The sequence below is a fragment of the Nonomuraea sp. NPDC050786 genome (genome assembly GCF_040654115.1).
Lineage (GTDB): Bacteria > Actinomycetota > Actinomycetes > Streptosporangiales > Streptosporangiaceae > Nonomuraea.
Window position 1 is genome coordinate 27515 of sequence record NZ_JBFAHJ010000030.1, and the last position, 17802, is coordinate 45316.

General features: G+C 70.3%; 14 protein-coding genes. 9 read left to right on the forward strand and 5 right to left on the reverse strand.

The annotated features are described in order from the left end of the window. The first annotated feature begins 19 nt into the window (after positions 1–19). Positions 20–2242: a DNA helicase PcrA gene (gene pcrA / locus AB0H84_RS39920; RefSeq protein WP_357616932.1), complete on the forward strand. Its 2223-nt coding sequence runs from the start codon at positions 20–22 to the stop codon at positions 2240–2242. A 45-nt stretch (positions 2243–2287) separates the two neighbouring features. Here pcrA and AB0H84_RS39925 read toward each other — a convergent pair whose 3' ends face one another. The 3 genes from AB0H84_RS39925 to AB0H84_RS39935 all read right to left on the reverse strand — a co-directional run bounded on the left by AB0H84_RS39925 (position 2288) and on the right by AB0H84_RS39935 (position 5222). Next, positions 2288–3064: a L,D-transpeptidase gene (locus tag AB0H84_RS39925; protein WP_357616734.1), complete on the reverse strand. Its 777-nt coding sequence runs from the start codon at positions 3062–3064 to the stop codon at positions 2288–2290. 317 nt (positions 3065–3381) lie between these two features. Beyond that, positions 3382–4014, reverse strand: a complete 633-nt coding sequence (locus AB0H84_RS39930; RefSeq protein ID WP_357616736.1) for a response regulator transcription factor — start codon at positions 4012–4014, stop codon at positions 3382–3384. Beyond that, the gene (locus AB0H84_RS39935; protein WP_357616738.1) at positions 4011–5222 is read right to left on the reverse strand and encodes a PspC domain-containing protein; all 1212 of its coding nucleotides are present in this window, start codon (positions 5220–5222) and stop codon (positions 4011–4013) included. Before AB0H84_RS39935 ends, AB0H84_RS39930 begins: the two co-directional genes overlap by 4 nt. Before the next feature lie 113 nt (positions 5223–5335). Here AB0H84_RS39935 and AB0H84_RS39940 point away from each other — a divergent pair, with 113 nt between their 5' ends. The 5 genes from AB0H84_RS39940 (at position 5336) to AB0H84_RS39960 (ending at position 10814) form a co-directional block, all read left to right on the forward strand. After that, the gene (locus tag AB0H84_RS39940) at positions 5336–6868 is read left to right on the forward strand and encodes a PspC domain-containing protein (protein WP_357616740.1); all 1533 of its coding nucleotides are present in this window, start codon (positions 5336–5338) and stop codon (positions 6866–6868) included. After that, a complete protein-coding gene (locus AB0H84_RS39945; protein WP_357616742.1) occupies positions 6858–7061 on the forward strand; it encodes a hypothetical protein in 204 nt (67 codons plus the stop codon). Before AB0H84_RS39940 ends, AB0H84_RS39945 begins: the two co-directional genes overlap by 11 nt. 71 nt (positions 7062–7132) lie before the next feature. Continuing rightward, positions 7133–7615 (forward strand): (2Fe-2S)-binding protein, encoded by a 483-nt coding sequence (locus AB0H84_RS39950; RefSeq protein WP_357616744.1) that lies wholly within the window; start codon positions 7133–7135, stop codon positions 7613–7615. After that, complete coding sequence (locus AB0H84_RS39955; RefSeq protein ID WP_357616746.1) at positions 7612–9963, forward strand: xanthine dehydrogenase family protein molybdopterin-binding subunit; 2352 nt, start codon at positions 7612–7614, stop codon at positions 9961–9963. The genes AB0H84_RS39950 and AB0H84_RS39955 overlap by 4 nt, the downstream gene beginning before the upstream one ends. After that, entirely contained in the window at positions 9960–10814 is an 855-nt protein-coding gene (locus AB0H84_RS39960) for a xanthine dehydrogenase family protein subunit M (RefSeq protein ID WP_357616748.1), read from the forward strand. Before AB0H84_RS39955 ends, AB0H84_RS39960 begins: the two co-directional genes overlap by 4 nt. A 112-nt stretch (positions 10815–10926) precedes the next feature. On the opposite strand, the gene AB0H84_RS39965 is transcribed toward AB0H84_RS39960, so the two are convergent. Beyond that, positions 10927–12108, reverse strand: coding sequence for a transposase (locus tag AB0H84_RS39965; protein WP_357616750.1), 1182 nt, complete (start codon positions 12106–12108; stop codon positions 10927–10929). 174 nt (positions 12109–12282) lie between these two features. Between AB0H84_RS39965 and AB0H84_RS39970 the strand changes: the two genes are divergently transcribed. From AB0H84_RS39970 to AB0H84_RS39980, 3 genes are all read left to right on the forward strand, one after another. After that, positions 12283–13005 (forward strand): SRPBCC family protein, encoded by a 723-nt coding sequence (locus AB0H84_RS39970; protein ID WP_357616752.1) that lies wholly within the window; start codon positions 12283–12285, stop codon positions 13003–13005. Between the two features lie 110 nt (positions 13006–13115). Then, positions 13116–15731, forward strand: a complete 2616-nt coding sequence (locus tag AB0H84_RS39975; protein ID WP_357616754.1) for a CDP-glycerol glycerophosphotransferase family protein — start codon at positions 13116–13118, stop codon at positions 15729–15731. Beyond that, positions 15728–16750 carry a glycosyltransferase gene (locus AB0H84_RS39980; RefSeq protein WP_357616755.1) on the forward strand — a complete coding sequence of 341 codons (1023 nt, stop codon included), beginning with the start codon at positions 15728–15730 and terminating at the stop codon, positions 16748–16750. Before AB0H84_RS39975 ends, AB0H84_RS39980 begins: the two co-directional genes overlap by 4 nt. Here AB0H84_RS39980 and AB0H84_RS39985 read toward each other — a convergent pair whose 3' ends face one another. Continuing rightward, positions 16751–17788, reverse strand: a complete 1038-nt coding sequence (locus tag AB0H84_RS39985) for a sulfotransferase (RefSeq protein ID WP_357616757.1) — start codon at positions 17786–17788, stop codon at positions 16751–16753. Positions 17789–17802 lie beyond the last annotated feature (14 nt).

The window sequence follows — 17802 nt, forward strand, 5'->3', positions numbered from 1 at the left end:
AGTCTCCGTAGACCACCCCCTGCTCGACGGCCTCAACCCGCAGCAGCGCGAGGCCGTGATCCATCATGGCAGTCCGCTGCTCATCGTCGCGGGGGCGGGATCCGGCAAGACGCGGGTGCTCACGCATCGCATCGCATATCTGCTGGCCGAGCGCGACGTGCATCCGGGCGAGATCCTGGCGATCACGTTCACCAACAAGGCCGCCCGCGAGATGAAGGAGCGCATCGACAAGCTGGTCGGGCCGCGCTCCAAGGCGATGTGGGTGATGACGTTCCACAGCGCCTGCATGCGCATCCTGCGGCGGGAGGCCAAGCGGCTGGGGTTCCCGTCGAGCTTCTCGATCTACGACCAGGCCGACTCGCAGCGGCTCATGGCGATGGTCTGCAGGGAGATGGAGCTCGACCCCAAGCGCTACCCGCCGCGCTCGTTCTCGGCGCAGGTCAGCAACTTCAAGAACGAGCTGATCGACTACGAGACCGCGCTCGACAAGGCGGGCTCGCACCTGGAGAAGACGCTCGCGCAGGCGTACAAGGCCTATCAGCTCAAGCTGACCGAGGCCGGCGCGATGGACTTCGACGACATCATCATGAACACGGTGACGTTGTTCCAGCTCTTCCCCGACGTGGCCGAGCACTACCGGATGCGCTTCAGGCACGTGCTGGTGGACGAGTACCAGGACACCAACCACGCCCAGTACATCCTGATCAGGGAGCTGGTCGGGCATCCCGAGCTGCGCACGACCGACGGCGAGCTGGTCCGGTCGGGCGCCGACATGTCCGAGCTGTGCGTGGTGGGCGACGCCGACCAGTCCATTTACGCCTTCCGCGGCGCGACGATCCGCAACATCCTGGAGTTCGAGCGCGACTACCCCGACGCGCGCACGATCCTGCTGGAGCAGAACTACCGCTCCACCCAGAACATCCTGGCCGCCGCCAACGCGGTCATCGCCCGCAACGAGTCGCGCAAGCCCAAGAACCTCTGGTCCGACCAGGGCGACGGGCCCAAGATCGTCGGGTACGTCGCCGACAACGAGCACGACGAGGCCATGTTCGTGGCCCAGGAGGTCGACCGGCTCAGCGACGAGGAGAACGTCAGGCCGGGCGACGTCGCCGTCTTCTACCGCACCAACGCCGCCTCCCGCGTGTTCGAGGAGATCTTCATCCGCACCGGGCTGCCGTACAAGGTGGTCGGGGGCGTGCGCTTCTACGAGCGCAAGGAGGTCAAGGACCTGCTGGCCTACCTGCGCGTGCTCGCCAACCCGGCCGACGTGGTGTCGCTGCGCCGCATCCTCAACGTGCCCAAGCGCGGCATCGGCGAGCGCGCCGAGGCCATGATCGAGGCGCTGGCGTCGCGCGAGCGCATCTCGTTCTGGGACGCGCTGCGCCGGGCCGACGAGGCGTACGGGATGGCCACGCGCTCGCTCAACGCGGTACGCGAGTTCGTCGCGCTGATCGAGGAGCTGATCGGCAAGGGCGAGGGCGTGCCGCCGTCGGCGCTGGCCGAGGAGGTGCTGGTGGCCACGGGCTACCGCGCCGAGCTGGAGGCGTCCGAGGATCCGCAGGACGAGTCGCGGCTGGAGAACCTCAACGAGCTCATCTCCGTCGCCTCCGAGTTCGAGGAGGCCAATCCGGAGGGGACGCTGGTGGAGTTCCTGGAGCAGGTGTCGCTCGTGGCCGACGCCGACCAGATCCCCGAGGCGGACGGCGGCCAGGGGGTGGTCACCCTGATGACCCTGCACACGGCCAAGGGGCTGGAGTTCCCGGTCGTCTTCCTGACGGCCATGGAGGACGGGGTGTTCCCGCACATCCGCTCGCTCGGGGAGCCCAAGGAGCTGGAGGAGGAACGGCGGCTGGCCTACGTCGGGATCACCCGGGCGCAGCAGCGGCTCTACATCACGCGGGCGGCCGTGCGCAGTTCCTGGGGGGCGCCCTCGTTCAACCCGGCCTCGCGGTTCGTCAACGAGGTGCCGGGGCAGCTCATCGACTGGCGTACGGACCCGGAGAAGTCCGCCTGGAGCGCGGCCACCCGCCGGGAGCCCGCCGCCCGCCCCGCACCCGCCAAGAGCGGTGGGCGCAAGGTGCCCTCGCTGGCGCCCGGTGACCGGGTGACGCACGACGCGTTCGGCCTGGGCACGGTGGTGTCCGTGGACGGGGTGGCGGAGAAGACCAAGGTGAAGATCGACTTTGGCGGTGGCGGGGAGAAGACGCTGCTGCTGGCGTACGCCCCGCTCGAGAAGCTCTGACCCTTCGTGCCCCGCCCCCTCCCTCCAGGGGCGGGGCACGGTGGGTCAGCTCTTCAGGGCGCTGCCCTTCTTCCACTCGGTCCAGTTGAGCTGCCAGTAGCTCCAGCCGTTGTTCCACTGCAGCTTGCGCTTGGTGCCGGTGATCTTGACGACGTCGCCGCGCTGGGCGATGCCGTAGAACCACTTGGCCCCGGCCGGGGTGGCGCGCACGCAGCCGTGGCTCTGGTTGGAGCGGCCCAGGAACTGGTAGTAGCCGGCGCTCTGGTGGACGTACTCACCGCTGTCGGAGATGCGTACCGCCCACGGGATCTCCTCCTTGTAGTAGCGCGGGTCCTTGGGGTCCGTCACGCCCATCCAGGAGGAGGTCATGGTCTCCACGGGCTTCTTGCCCATGGTGAGGTGGACGCCGCTGGTGGTGAGGTAGACGTCCACGCCGTTCCTGATCAGCCCGCCCCGGCCGGCGCTGATCGGGATCTTCTTGGCCAGCTTGCCGTCGCGGTACACCTTCATCTGGTGGCTGCGGGTGTTGACCACGGAGATGTTCTTCACGCCGACGGCGAAGCTGCGGGACACGTCCTTGGCGCCGGTGTTGCCGGGGAGCTGCGACAGGCGGGCGGTGAAGAGCACCTTCTGGTGGGGCTGCCAGTACGTCTTCGTACGGTAGATGACCTTGCGGGCCGACACCCAGCGCCACGCGCCCTCGGCCGGCTTCTCCGCCTGCACCTCCAGCAGGCCCTCCACGGCCGCCTTGTCCTCGACGTCGTGGTCGAACGTGACGATGATGGGGAAGCCGACGCCTACCTTCTCGGACTTCTCCCCCATCGGGGTTATGTCAGCTATATCAAGCTTGATCTTCTTCGCCGGTGCCGTGATGCCTGCCGCACCGACGGCTTTCACCACCGGGGCTTGCACTTGCGGGACGTGGCCGCTTTCGGCCGCACATGCCGTCAAAGCGGCCAGTGCGACCAGGGCCGGCAGCATCCGGGGGACGCGATTCAAGGGGGCACTCCTGGACTATGTGTTTTTCTCCTTCCTGTGTGACAACTGAGACAGGGGTTTTGTGGGCAGATCAGTGATAACTATCCCGTAACGTTCCACTCTCCTCATGGGTGACCTACCACCCAAAAGGGAAAAGGGCGTCAGACCAGGCGGCGGGCGGTGGCCCAGCGGGAGAGTTCGTGGCGGTTGGAGAGCTGGAGCTTGCGGAGGACCGACGAAACGTGGGTCTCCACGGTCTTGACCGAGATGAAGAGCTCCTTGGCGATCTCCTTGTACGCGTACCCGCGCGCGATCAACCGCAGCACCTCGCGCTCGCGCTGCGTCAGCGAGTCGAGCTCCGGATCGATGGACGGCGCCTCCGACGAGGCGAACGCGTCCAGGACGAACCCCGCCAGGCGCGGCGAGAAGACCGCATCGCCCTCGGCCACCCGCCGGATGGCGTCCGTGAGCTCCTTGCCGCTGATGTTCTTGGTCACGTAGCCCCGGGCCCCGCCCCTGATGACGCCGATGACGTCCTCGGCGGCGTCCGAGACCGACAGGGCGAGGAAGCGCACCTGGGAGCCCGCGCCCAGCACCCGGCGCAGGACCTCCTGGCCCCCGCCCCCGGGCATGTGCACGTCCAGCAGGACCACGTCGGGCTTGTGCTCGGCGATCGCCCTGACGGCCGTCTCCACGTCCTCGGCCTCGCCGACCACCTCGATCGAGTCGCCCAGCTCCGCGCGTACGCCCGAACGGAACAGCCGGTGATCGTCGACGATCAACACGCGCGTCATGCCTTCTCCACCTTCATCGTCAACATCACTTCCGTGCCCTCGCCGACCGAGGTACGCACCCTGGCCACGCCCCCGTGACGCTCCATTCTCCCGATGATGGACTCCCTGATGCCCATCCGGTCGAGCGGCACCGCCTCGAGGTCGAAGCCCTTGCCCCGATCCTTCACGAAAATCGTGACTTCTTCACCCTCTACTTCGGCATAGACGGAAATGGAAGGACTCTCGGAGTATTTGGCCGCATTGACCATCGCCTGCCGGGACGCCTTGAGCATGGCGGCCAGCCTGCCGGTCGAGTCGAGGTCGATGTCCCCAACGCAGACGACCTCGATGGGCACCCCGTGCGCGTCCTCCTCCTCGGCCGCGATCCTGCGTACGGCGGCCGCCACCGTGGCGTCGGCGTCCTGGGCGGGCTGGTAGAGCCAGTTGCGCAGCTCCCGCTCCTGGGAACGGGCCAGCCTGGAGACCTCCCGCGGGTCGTGGGCGACGCGCTGGATGAGGGTGAGCGTGTGCAGCACCGAGTCGTGCACCATGGCGGCCACCTCGGCCCGCTCCTCCTGCCTGATGCGCTCCCGCCGCTCCAGCTGCAGCTCTTTCCACAGACCGGCAAGCCAGGGCGCGGCGATGACCGCCAGGCCGCCGACCACCACGACGGTGAAGAGCAGACCGGGCCTCGCCTGGGCCAGCTCGCCCTGGGCGTACAGGAAGCCGGCCGCGCCGACCACCACGAGCGCCACGCCGAGCAGCGTGCGAACCCGGTTCTTCCTGATGCTCGTGGTGGCCCCGCGGACCCAGTTCTTGCGGCGTTCCGGGTCTGCCTGCTGCCAGAGGATCAACGCGCCGATGCCGCCCACGGCGAACGGCAGCATGCCGATCCCGCCCTTGGAGGCCCCCGTGAGCCAGCCGAACGCGAACAGCGCCACCCCGATCGCGCTGAAGGCCGCGAGCTGGCTCCAGTCCCGCTGCGGCGGCTGCCCCTCGTACGGCTGCCGCGGCGTGATCATCCACAGCACGGCGTACGCCACCACGCCGAGCCCGTCGCCGACCACGCTGAGCAGCACGAACATCAGCCTGATCACCACGGGATCGAGCGAGAGCTGCGCGGCCAGCCCTTGGGCGACACCGCCGAGCAGGCGGCCCTCCAGGGGGCGCATCATGCGCCGGTAAGGCGCGTCGCCGGTCGGCTCGGCGAGAGTCTTCTGGTCAGCCATAACATGGCCATAGTCACATGTCGGGGCTACTGCGGGCATCAGGGAACAACCCCCGGGTCGGGTCAGGGGTGTCCCGGATGCGGGCACACCGCGCGTGGGTCCACGATGGTTCCATGACAGAGGCTCCACCCAGAGAACCGGCCGCCCCGCCCCGGGCGCTGCGACGCAGCAGCGAAGGGCGCTTCCTCATGGGCGTCTGCGCCGGTCTCGGGCGGCACACCGGCATCGACCCGGTGGTGTTCCGCGTGGGCTTCGTCGTGCTCCTGGTCGGCTCCGGCATCGGGCTCTTCCTCTATCTGGCGGCGTTCCTGCTGATGAAGGAGCCGAACGGCAAGCCGGGGCTCATCGAGCAGTGGACGCGCCGCGACTTCGACGCCGAGGCCGTGATGGCGCTGCTGACGGCGGTGCTGGCGTTCGGGCTGGCGCTCAACCTGGCGACGGTCTGGCTCGACGCCGGCTCCCTGGTGGTGGGCGTCTTCCTGGCCGTCTCGCTGCTCGCCGCCCATTCGAGCGGGGTGGACCTGCTGGGGCTGGCCCGCTCGATGCCCGAACGCCTGAGCAGGAGGCGCACCACCCCTGTCAGCACCGCCGCGAGCGCCCCCGCGAGCGCCTCCGCCTCGGAGGCGCCGCCGGTCAGGGCACCCGAGCCGGCCCAGGCTCCGGTCAAGGAGCCGACCAAGGAGCAGGCCAAGGAGCGGGTCGAGGAACGGGCTGACAATCCCGCCCAGGTCCAGGAGCCGCCGATCGGGGTGGACGAGGCCACCGAACAAGCGCACGCCGCCGAAGCAAGAGCCGCCGACGTAAAAGCAGCGGACGTAAAAGCAGCGGACGAGGACGTCAAGGCGACCGCCCAGCACTCCGTCCCGCCGTACCGGCCGCAGCCCAGAACCCGCGTCGACTACACCCCGTACGGCGAGCCCTTCGCGCCGAACGGCCCCTACCGCCCGCTCGACCCGGCCAAGCGGGCCGGCTACTCGCCGTACGACCCCGCCCTGTACGGCCGCCCGATCCCCAAGACGGAGCGGAAGCCGCGCCCGAGGTCGTTCATCGGCGGCATCACCATCCTGCTGGCATTCATCATTGGAGGGATTGTCGTGGCGGTCCAAGCCAGGTCGGCCGCCGGAGTGAGCCCGACCATCGTCGGCGGCGCCATGCTCATCACGATCGGCGCCGGGCTGCTGATCGCCGCCTGGTGGGGACGCGGCGCCGGCCTGGTGGCCTGGGGCACCATGGTCGCGCTCATCGTGGCCGTCGGCCTGGTGCTCGGCGGCGTGCCCCGGAACCTCGGCGACTCCGTGTGGACCCCGACCAGCGTGGCGGAGGCGAGCAGGCTGTACGACGTGGGCGTCGGCGATGGCCGGCTGGACCTGTCGGAGCTGACACTGGACCCGGGGAGCACGGTGACGTTCAAGGCGTCGGTCACGGTAGGCGAGCTGGTGGTGATCGTGCCGCCGACGGCACGGGTGGAGGTGCACGCGATCAACAAGGTCGGCGACATCAAGCTCGATCACTCGGTGAAGGGCGGCGTGGACGTGCGCTGCGACAAGGTCCTGGAGCCGGAGGTCAGGCCGGACAAGAAGGTCTCCACCATCGTGCTCAACCTGCGCGGCGGCCTGGGCGACATGGAGGTGCGGCGTGCCGCGTGACGTCGAGCGGACCGGACGGGTGCACAGGACCGACTGGATGGCCCTGCTCAGCGGTGTGCTCTTCGTCGTTCTGGGCATCCTGATTGTGACGCGCGCGATCACGGATCCGCTGGTCCTGCTCGGGGTGTTGGTGCTGGGGTTGGCGTTCGCCGGGCTGGTGGCGATCATCGCGAGGGTGTTCCGCAGTAAATAACCCTTGACCGGGATAAACACCGGCGTAGGTTCGGGTGTGTCCGCCGATCCCCTGCTCCTGAGGGAGGACGTATGCCCCGAATCACCGTCACCGTCGACGGGATCCAGTACGAGGAGGATGTGGAGCCGCGGCTCCTCCTCGTCCACCTGCTACGAGAGCGGCTGGGCAAGACCGGCACCCCGGTCGGCTGCGACACCAGCAACTGCGGCGCCTGCACGGTCATGCTCGACGGCAAGAGCGTCAAGAGCTGCTCCCTGCTCGCCGTGCAGGCCGACGGCTGCGACGTCGTCACGATCGAGGGCCTGGGCGCCAACGGGTCGATGCACCCGATGCAGCGGGCCTTCCACGAGGAGCACGCCCTGCAGTGCGGCTACTGCACGCCGGGCATGGTCATGGCCGCGATAGACCTGCTCAGGGACAATCCCGAGCCGTCGGAGGAGGCGATCAGGGAGGGCCTGGAAGGCAACCTCTGCCGCTGCACCGGCTACTGCAACATCGTCAAGGCCGTACGCCGAGGCGCGCAGGAGATGGGGCGGGCGGTGACCACGCCATGACCGTCCAGCAGGAGATCGGCCGGCCGAGGAGGCGCAAGGAGGACGCCAGGCTGCTGACCGGGCGTGCCCAGTGGACGGACAACCTCTCCCGCCCGGGCATGCTGCACGTGATGTTCCTGCGCAGCCCGATGGCGCACGCCAGGATCGCCAGGGTCGACGTGTCGGGGGCGCGCGATCTGCCCGGGGTCGTGGCGGCGTTCAGCGGGCAGGACTTCGCCGCCGAGCAGGGCAGCCTGCCGTGCGCGTGGCCGGTGAGCGAGGACGTCGTCATCCCCGACCACCCGCCGATGGCGGTCTCCGAGGTCAGGTACGTCGGCGAGGCCGTGGCCTGCGTGATCGCGACCGACCGCTATCGCGCGGCCGACGCCCTTGAGGCGATCGACGTCGAGTACGAGCAGCTGCCCGCGGTCCTCGACATGAACGAGGCGCTGGCCGAGGGCAGCCCGAAGGTGCACGAGGCGGGCAACAAGGCGTTCAGCGTCAAGATCAACTCCGGTGACATCGAGGCCGCGTTCAGGGACGCTCCCGTCGTCATCGACCGTACGTACCGACAGCAGCGGCTCATCCCCAGCGCGATGGAGCCGCGGGCGGTGCTGGCCGACACCGACGGCGAGGCGTTCACGATCTGGTCGTCCACGCAGATCCCGCACGTGCTGCGGGTCATGCTGGCGGTGGTGACCGGCATCCCCGAGCACCGGCTCCGGGTGATCGCCCCTGACGTGGGCGGCGGGTTCGGCTCGAAGCTGCAGGTCACCGCGGAAGAGGTGCTCTGCCTGCTGCTCGCCCGCAAGCTCGGCAGACCGGTCAAGTGGACCGAGTCCCGCTCCGAGGGCAACCTGACCGTGCACCACGGGCGCGACCAGATCCAGCGCATCCGGCTGGCCGCCGACGCCGACGGACGCGTCCGCGGGCTGCGGGTCGACCTGCTGGCCGACATGGGCGCGTACCTGATGCTGGTGACGCCGGGCATCCCGCTGCTCGGCGCGTCGATGTTCAACGCGATCTACAAGATGGACGCGTACGAGTTCGGCTGCACGGGCGTGTTCACCACCAAGATGCCCACGGACGCCTACCGGGGCGCGGGGCGCCCTGAGGCCACGTTCGGCATCGAGCGCGTGATGGACGAGCTGGCCGCCGAGCTGAAGATGGACCCGGTGGAGGTGCGCAGGCGCAACTGGATCAAGCACGACGAGTTCCCGTACACCACGATCTCGGGCCTGACGTACGACTCGGGCAACTACGAGGCGGCCACGGACAAGGCGCTGGCCCTGTTCGGCTACGACAAGCTCCGCGCGGAGCAGGCCGACCGGCGTGACAGGGGCGACCCGGTGCAGCTCGGCATCGGGGTCAGCACGTACACGGAGATGTGCGGCCTGGCGCCGTCCAGGATGCTCGGCGAGTCCAACTACGGCGCGGGCGGCTGGGAGCACGGCTCGGTGCGGATGCTGCCCACCGGCAAGGTCGAGGTCATCACCGGCACCTCGCCGCACGGGCAGGGGCACGTGACCTCGTGGAGCCAGATCGCGGCGGACGCGCTCGGCGTGCCGTTCGAGGACGTCACGGTGCTCCACGGCGACACGGCCATCGCGCACAAGGGCCTGGACACGTACGGCTCCCGCTCGCTGGTCGTCGGCGGCGTGGCCGTGCTCAAGGCGTGCGACAAGGTCAAGGAGAAGGCCCGCAAGCTGGCCGCGCACGTGCTGGAGTGCTCGCCCGACGACCTGGAGTTCGCGGCCGGGGCGTTCAAGGTGCGGGGCACGGACCAGCAGAAAACCATCCAGGAGCTGGCCTACGCCGCGTTCACGGCGCACGACCTGCCGGAGGGCGTGGAGGCGCGGCTGGACTCCGACGCCACGTTCGACCCGGAGAACTACTCCTTCCCGCACGGCACCCACCTCTGCGCGGTAGAGGTGGACACCGAGACGGGCATGGTCAGGATCCGCTCGTACGTGGCGGTGGACGACGTCGGCAAGGTCGTCAACCCGCTGATCGTCGAGGGCCAGGTGCACGGCGGGATCGCGCAGGGCATCGCGCAGGCGCTGTTCGAGGAGGCCGTCTACGACGCCGAGGGCAACCTGCTGACCACCACGATGGCCGACTATCTGATGCCGTCGGCGGCGGACCTGCCGACGTTCGACCTCGACAGGACCGAGTCCCCGGCGACCAGCAACCCGCTGGGCGCCAAGGGGGTGGGCGAGGCGGGCACCATCGCCTCGACCCCGGCCGTCGTCAACGCCATCGTGGACGCGCTGCGCCCGCACGGCATCCACGACGTCGAGATGCCGTGCACGCCCGAACGCGTCTGGCGGGCCCTACGAGAGCAGGCGCAGGAAGGAGCGCGGCGATGATCCCCGCGCAGTTCGACTACGTACGTCCGGACTCGCTGGACGAGGCCTGCCGGGCGCTCGCCTCCGACGAGGAGGCCAAGGTGCTGGCGGGCGGGCAGTCCCTGCTGCCGCTGCTGCGGCTCCGGCTGGCGTACCCGTCGACGCTGGTCGACGTGGGCCGGCTGCCCGAGCTGAAGGGCGTGCACGACCGCGGCGACCACGTCTTCATCGGCGCGATGACCACGCACGACGAGGTCATGCGCTCCGGCGTGGTGCGGGCCGACTGCCCGCTGGTGGCGACGGCCGCGGCCACGGTGGCGGATCCGGCGATCAGGCACCGGGGCACGTTCGGCGGCTCGCTGGCCCACGCGGACCCGGCGGGTGACCTGCCCGCCGTGGTGCTGGCGCTGGACGGCGTGTTCGTGGCCAGGTCGGCGCAGGGCGAGCGGGAGATCCCGGCCGCCGAGTTCTTCGTCGACTACCTGGAGTCGTCGCTGGACTCCGGCGAGATCCTGGTCGGGGTGAAGATCCCGAAGCTGGGCGCGGGCTGGGGCTTCCACTACGAGAAGTTCCACAGGACCGCGCAGGCGTGGGCCATCGTCGGCGTGGCCGCCGCCGTCAAGCGCTCCAACGGGTCGATCGCCGAGGCCAGGATCGGGCTGACGAACATGGGCCCGACGCCGCTGCGCGCCCGTGCCACGGAGGCCGCGCTGGAGGGCGTGGAGCTGGGCGACCAGGTGCGCCGGGCGTGCCAGGAGGCCGCCGCCGGCGCCTCGCCCCCGGCCGACCTGCACGCCCAGCCCGACTACCGCCGGCACCTGGCCGAGGTCCTGACCCACCGAGCCGTACGCACCGCGGCCGGAGCACCCTGAGCCGGTAAGAGGGGGCGCCCCCCTTGCGGGGTGCCCCCGCACAGACATGGTGTCGCAACCGGGAAGGAGCGTATCGGTGACTCCTCCGCTCCCTGGAGGGGGCGGCTTCTCGCTAAGCCGCTCCCGCAGCCTCACGAAGGGCAAGCCCTGCCCTGAGGATGTTGATCGCCGCGTTCACGTCGGCGTGCGCGGTGTGCCCGCACGCCGTACAGGCGAACTCGGCTTGGGTGAGGCGGTTCTCCTTCGCGCAGTGCCCGCAACGGGCACAGGTGCGGGAAGTGTTGGCGGGGTGCACTGCGATCAGCTCTCGACCGGCGCTTTCAGCCTTGTGCGCAAGGATCGTCAGGAACACCCCCCAACCCGCGTCCAAGATCGAACGGTTGAGTCCGGCTTTCTGCGCGACGTTCCGGCCGGGTGCGTTGATCGTGCCGGACGCCGAGCGGGTCATATTCGCGATCCGCAGGTCCTCGTGCACGATCACGTCGTAGCCGCGGACCAGCGCCAAGGCGGCCTTGTGCGCGCCGTCCAAACGCTGGCGCCGCACCTTGGCGTGCAGCGCCGCCACCCGGGCGACGGCCTTACGGCGACGCGTGGACCCGCGCTTCTTGCGGGCCAGTTCTCGCTGGGCCGCCGCGAGCCGGCCGGCGCAGCCGGCCAGGTGCCGCTGGTTGCCGATGTGGTGGCCCTCGCTGGTCGTGGCCAGCGAGGCGACTCCCACGTCGATCCCGGCGAGGGCACCGGTGGCGGGCAGGGGCTGCGCGGGGACGTCCTGGCACGACAGCACGACGTACCAGCGGGAGCCCTCCCGCTTGACGCTGATCGCCTTGACCCGGCCCTTGATGGCCCGGTGCTGGTGCACCCGCACATGTCCGATGCCGAGCAGGTAAACCCGCCTCGCCGGTTCGTGTGGCTGGGAGTCCCACCTCGCGCCGTTCTTCGTCGCGGGCCACTCGACCGTGTCGAACCAGCCCCGGCCCTTGAAACGCGGGTAGCCGGGCTTCTCGCCCGCCTTGATACGGCGGAAGAACGCGGCGAACGCCTTGTCGAGGCGGCGAAGGGTCTGCTGCTGGGAACCTGCCGACCAGCGGCCCTGCCCGTCAGGGTCCGCTTTGCGGATCTCCTTCAGCTCAGCCGACTGATCACCGTAGCGGACCGTGACACCCGCCTTGGCGTAGGCGGCGCGCCGGTGCTCCAGCGCGGCGTTGTAGAGCTGCCGGTGATCCTCCAGGCAGGCGGCGAGCGTGGCGGCCTGCCGGCTGGTGGGGCGCAGCAGGAACGTGAACGACCTGCGCACCCACCTCCTACATTCGGTAACGGCGCGACCACGCTATCGGCCGGCACCGACAAAATCCGGAAGGGGATCTGTGATGCGCAGACCTGGCAGGTCAGGACACGCTCGGGCCTTGGCGGCCCTCCCTCTCCCGATTCCCCCCTCACCTAAAGGCGACAGCCCTCTTGGGAGGTTCTGATGGCGATGCGGTTCGAGCACGAGTTCACTGTTCCAGTCCCGATCGAGCAGGCGTGGGCGGTCCTGCTCGACGTCGAGCGGGTCGCGCCGTGCCTGCCGGGGGCGACGCTGGACATCTTCGAGGGCGACGAGTTCACCGGCAGGATGAAGGTCAAGGTCGGCCCGATCATGGTGACCTACAAGGGCTCGGCCAGGTTCGAGGACGTGGACAAGGACTCCTGCTCGCTCACCATCCAGGCGTCGGGCAAGGAGGCCAGGGGTTCGGGCACGGCCTCGGCCACGGTCAAGGCGCGGCTGACGGCGAGCGGCGAGGACACGACGGTGGCCGTGGAGACGACGTTCAACGTGACCGGGCGGCCGGCCCAGTTCGGGCGCGGCGTGATGGCCGAGGTCGGCGGCAAGCTCATCGACAAGTTCGCGGCCAACCTGGCCGCGCTGCTCTCCGAGTCCACGGTCGAGCCCGTCCCGGCCGGTCCGCTCGCCGAGCCCGCGCCCGTCCTCGCGGCGAGTCACGAGGAGGAACGGCACCTGAGCGCGGTGCCGCCGCCCGAGCAGGAGTCGCGGCCGGCGGGCACGCTCCGCACCTCGCTCACGCCCGAGGAGGAGGCGCTCGACCTGCTGGAGGTGGCGGGTCAGCCGCTGCTGAAGCGCCTGGCGCCCGTCGCGGGGGCGCTCGCCGTCCTGGTTGTCATCGCTTGGGTTATTCGTCGGCTTATGCGCTGATTTTCGGGCAATGAGCTGATTTTCGGGCAACAGTCCATCAAGTCCGGACACTTCCCCCGGCCTGGGGGAAGTGCCATTCCCGCAGGTGAATGGAGCCGCGGGAGGTTGGCATGCCGGACTGCACCGTTGTCGTGATCTCCTACAACGACGCGGCCCGCCTGCCCAGGGCCGTGCGCTCCGTGCTCGGCCAGTCGCTGCGCGACCTCGAGGTGATCGTCGTGGACGACGCCAGCACGGACGGCACGCCGGACGTGGTCGCCGGGCTCATGGAGCGCGACCGCCGGGTCCGGTACCTGCGCAGGTTCGCCAACAGCGGAGGCTGCGGCGCGCCCAGGAACGACGGGCTCGACGCCGCGGCCGCGCCGTACGTGATGTTCCTCGACAGCGACGACGAGTTGCCCAGGCACGCGTGCAAGAGCCTGCTCACCGAGATCGAGCGGACCGGGGCCGGCTTCGTGTCAGGGCAGATCTCGCGGCTGATCGAGCCGGACGGGCGGCTGAAGCCGTACTATCCCTCGCTCTTCGCGCCGCGGCGGGTGGTGGCGGGCATCCGCCGGGAGCCCGAGCTCTTCCTCGACTGCTTCAGCACGAACAAGCTCTACGACACGCGCCTGCTGCGGGAGCACGCCGTACGCTTCCCCGAGGACATCCTCTACGAGGACCACGTCTTCACGGCCGAGCTGTACGCGGTCGCGCGCAGGTTCGCGATCGTGCCCTGGGTGGTCTACCACTGGCACCGGGCGCCGGTGAGCGACTCGATCTCGCAGCGCGTCGACGACCTCGGCAACGTCCGGCAGCGGGTCGTCGCGGCCCGGCTGAGCGACGACATCCTGCGGGAGCGCGGGGCCGCGGACCTGGTGCCGCACCGGCAGCGCCGCTTCCTCCGGCAGGACCTGCGGGTCTATCTCAACCCGCTGCCCGCTCGGGATCTGGTGTGGGTCAAGGAGTTCGCCTCGATCGTGCGGCCGTACCTGGAGGAGATCCCCGGCTGCGTGCTGGACGGGATGGAGCCGCTGGACCGGGTCTGCTGCCGGCTCATCCTGGCGGACCGGGCCGAGGACCTGCTGGTGGCGGCGGGCTCGCTCACCGGGACGCGGGCCGCGCCACGGGCGGCGGTGCAGCTCCACGGGCGTACGTACTGGGGGACGTCGGTCTCGCCCGGCATGGACATCACCAAGCTGCGCCTGGCCGAGCTGCCCTTCTCCGAGTCCAGGCTGCGGCACGAGGTGTCGGAGCTCTCCTCGGACGGCGAGCGGGTGCGGATGGTCGTGCGCACGTACGACCCGTTCGGGGCGCTGCCGCTGGACTGGACGGCGTTCCTCCAGCTCGGCACCCGGAAGATCCCGATGAGACTGGAGCCGTCAGGCGAGGGCGGATACGTCGGCGAGGTCGTCTTCACCCCCACGGGCAAGTGCGAGCCGCGCATCGGCTTCACCAGGACCTCCGACGGGCACACCACGACGGACCGGATCATCGCCGGCCCGCGTACCGACCCCATCGAGCTGCCCGGATGCACGCTGGCGGTCGAGGGATACGCCGGATACCTGTGCGTGCGGCCGGGCCCCCGCCCGCTCCTGCGGCGGGCCGCGCGGTCGCTGGTGAGGCGGCTCAGCACGCCGGCGACCAAGCTGCGTGCCTACAAGCTGCTCATCAAGGTGCTGCCGACGCGGCGGAACCTCGCGCTGTTCGAGTCGGACGTCGGCAAGAGCTGCGACGGCAGCCCCCGGGCGATCTACGGGGAGCTGCGGCGACGCGGGCTGCCGATCGACGTGGTCTGGTCGGTGGCCAAGGGGCGCGGCGACCTCCCGCCCGGCGCGCGGCTCGTCCGCAGGGGCAGCTGGGCCTACATCTGGACGATGGCCAGGGCCGGGATCTGGGTGGACAGCCACGGCTTCCCGCTCGACCATCCGAAGCCGCGCGGCACCCGTTACCTGCAGACCTGGCACGGGCAGGGCATCAAGTCGATCGGATTCGACGCGCCCGACCTGCGTGCCGACTTCGACCGGCCGCGCGCGCAGTGGCGGGCCGCCGTCGCGCGGTGGGACGCGCTGGTCTCGCCGAGCGCGGAGTTCTCGCGGCTGTTCCTGCCCGCCAACGAGTACACGGGCAAGGTCTACCGGTACGGGACGCCGCGCTGCGACGCGCTGGTCAAGGGCGAGAGGACCGGGGACGTCCGCGAGCTGCTGGAGATCCCGCGCGGGCGGAAGATCCTGCTCTACGCGCCCACGTACCGGGATCGGGACATGGGCCGCGGCACCTCCGTCCGGGTGGACCTGGAGCTGCTGGCCGCCGAGCTGGCCGGCGAATGGGTGCTGGTGCTGCGTACGCATCCGGTGGAGCGCTGGTCCCCGCCCGAGCACCTCAAGCACTTCGTACGGGGCGCCGGGTCGTATCCCGAGATCAACGACCTGATGCTGGCCTCGGACGCGCTGCTGACCGACTACTCCTCGGTGATGTGCGACTACGCGATCACCGGCAAGCCGATGGTCTTCTTCATCGACGACTGGGACGACTACCGGCTGTCGGAGCGCGGTGTCTACCACGACCTGCCCTCCATCGCCCCCGGGCCGTGCGTCACGACGACCGAGGAGCTGGTGGCCGCGATCAGGCGCCTGCCCGAGAACCACCGGGCCTTCGCCGGACGGTACGCGGCCTTCCGCGCCCTGTGGTGCGCCGACGAGCGCGGCGACGCGTCCGCGCGCATCGTGGCGGACTTCTTCTCATGAGCGTCGTCTTCGCCTGCCTGGACGCCGACACCCTGGGCGGCGTCCAGCAGGTGACCCACACGCTCGCCCAGGGGCTGGCCGGGCGCGGGCACGAGGTGCACGTGGTCGGGCTGGAGCGGTCCCGCTCGCCGTTCCGGTACGTGGACCGGCCGCTGTACCACCGCCATGTGATCGGTGCCGGGCGACGGCTGAGGAGGCTGCTGGGCGGGATCGAGCCGGGCTACGCCGTCATGACCTCGCCGTCCGTGGTGGCCCGTCTGTCGGAACTGCTGCCCCCGGGGTTCCGGCCGATCGGGCAGTACCACGGCTCGTACGACCACGCCCGCGGCTGCTGGCACCTCGCCTCCATCAGGCGCCACTACCCCCACCTCGACCAGGCGGTCTTCCTCACCGAGGAGGACGCCCGGCTCTTCGCCGAGCACGCGCTGCTGCCCAACACCTGGACGCTGCCGAACCCCCTGCCCTGCTGGCCGGAGCGCCTCTCCACGCTCACCGAGCCCCGCGTGCTCGGCGTGGGCCGGCTGGAAGGGGTCAAGCGGTTCGACCGGCTGATCAGCGCGTTCGCCCGCTCGCGGGTGCCGCCGCCGTGGGAGCTCCACCTCGTCGGCGACGGCGGCGAGCTGGGGCGGCTGCGCGAGCACGCGCGCCGGGAGGGCCTCGGAGACCGGGTGGTCTTCAGGGGGCCGGTGCCGGCGGCGCGGATGTCCGCCGAGTACCTGGACGCCTCCGTGCTGGGCCTGACCAGCGAGCACGAGGGCCTGCCCGTCGTGCTGCTGGAGTCGGCCGCGCACGGAGTGCCGTCGGTGGCGTTCGACGTGTCGGGCGGCGTGCGCCGCGCGGGGCCCGTGCTGGTGCCGCCGGGCGACGTGGACGCGTTCGCGGCCGCGCTGGCCGAGCTGGCCGGCTCCCTGGACGAGCGGCGGCGGCTGGGGGCCGACGCGCGCGCACGGGCCGAGGCGTTCCGCCTCGACCACGTGCTGGACGGCTGGGAGCGGCTGTTCGCCCACATCGAGCGCTAGTCAGACGGTCTCCGTCAGCTCCGTGCGCTGCTGGGGCACGCCCGCCACGGAGCGCTGGCCCGAGGTGAGCATCGCGGCCACGGGGCTGGGCTCGCGCAGCCGGTTCAGCCGGTCGCGCATGTGCTTGCGCAGGCGGCTCGCCTTGCGCTTCTGCATCGTCTTCTGGCAGGCCGTCACGTGCTCCTTGGCCGGCCTGGGGGCGCCGGTGAGCTCGTACCCCATGGACTCGAGGCGGTCGCCGAGCATGTGCTCGGCCAGCGCGATCTCCCAGTCGTCCAGTCGGTTGGCCCAGCTCCCCACGCGGCTGCGGGTGACCTCGCCGTGGGTGTTGCTGTGCCAGACCTTGTGCTGCGGCACCGCCACGATGGCGGCCTCGCGCGGCGAGACCATCGCGGGTGAGTAGTCCTCGTCCAGGAAGTGGCAGAGCTTCTTCAGCTCGGTCGCCGGGTCGTCGGTGAGGTCCTCGTAGCGCAGCTCGTAGTAGGTGTCATCGCTCAGCGTGCGCCTGAGCCGGCCGCCCGCGTCGATGGCCTCGGCCCAGGTGGAGATGGCGTGGAAGGAGTCGAGCGTGTACCAGGGCATCTCCTTCAGCGAGGCCACGCAGTCGCGGCCGTCCCTGATGAGGTGGACGAACTGCGCGTCGGGGAAGAGCCTGAGCAGCAGGTCCACCTGCTTGACGTAGCTGGGCCGCTTGTCGCCCCAGCGGACCTTGTCGAACCGGTCGGCGTACATGCGGAACGCCGTCCCGAACACCGAGCCGAGCGAGCCGGGCCCCTCGACGACCTGCCGGATGAACTCGTCCTTGTCGATCTTGAGCTCGCGGAACTTCGTGCTGCGGTCGGTCGCGATCCACTGCGCCAGAGCGCGGCGGCGGGAGACGACCCGCAGGTCGCCCCACGTGCGGCGGCGGTAGTAGGCGGGAATGAGGAAGCGCGTCTCCGGCGGCACCGCCATGCGGGGGTGCGAGTGGAGCATGAGCTGGAGCATCGTGGTGCCGGACCGCGGACATCCGATGACGAAGACTGGCCGGTCGGACATTTGGTAGTAACCCC

Bases quoted from the DNA above. Each gene is read 5' to 3' on its own strand.
- AB0H84_RS39925 (WP_357616734.1), bottom strand. From the start codon at position 3,064: ATGGGGGAGAAGTCCGAGAAGGTAGGCGTCGGCTTCCCCATCATCGTC.
- AB0H84_RS39930 (WP_357616736.1), bottom strand. From the start codon at position 4,014: ATGACGCGCGTGTTGATCGTCGACGATCACCGGCTGTTCCGTTCGGGC.
- AB0H84_RS39935 (WP_357616738.1), bottom strand. From the start codon at position 5,222: ATGGCTGACCAGAAGACTCTCGCCGAGCCGACCGGCGACGCGCCTTAC.
- AB0H84_RS39940 (WP_357616740.1), top strand. From the start codon at position 5,336: ATGACAGAGGCTCCACCCAGAGAACCGGCCGCCCCGCCCCGGGCGCTG.
- AB0H84_RS39950 (WP_357616744.1), top strand. From the start codon at position 7,133: ATGCCCCGAATCACCGTCACCGTCGACGGGATCCAGTACGAGGAGGAT.
- AB0H84_RS39955 (WP_357616746.1), top strand. From the start codon at position 7,612: ATGACCGTCCAGCAGGAGATCGGCCGGCCGAGGAGGCGCAAGGAGGAC.
- AB0H84_RS39960 (WP_357616748.1), top strand. From the start codon at position 9,960: ATGATCCCCGCGCAGTTCGACTACGTACGTCCGGACTCGCTGGACGAG.
- AB0H84_RS39970 (WP_357616752.1), top strand. From the start codon at position 12,283: ATGGCGATGCGGTTCGAGCACGAGTTCACTGTTCCAGTCCCGATCGAG.
- AB0H84_RS39975 (WP_357616754.1), top strand. From the start codon at position 13,116: ATGCCGGACTGCACCGTTGTCGTGATCTCCTACAACGACGCGGCCCGC.
- AB0H84_RS39980 (WP_357616755.1), top strand. From the start codon at position 15,728: ATGAGCGTCGTCTTCGCCTGCCTGGACGCCGACACCCTGGGCGGCGTC.
- AB0H84_RS39985 (WP_357616757.1), bottom strand. From the start codon at position 17,788: ATGTCCGACCGGCCAGTCTTCGTCATCGGATGTCCGCGGTCCGGCACC.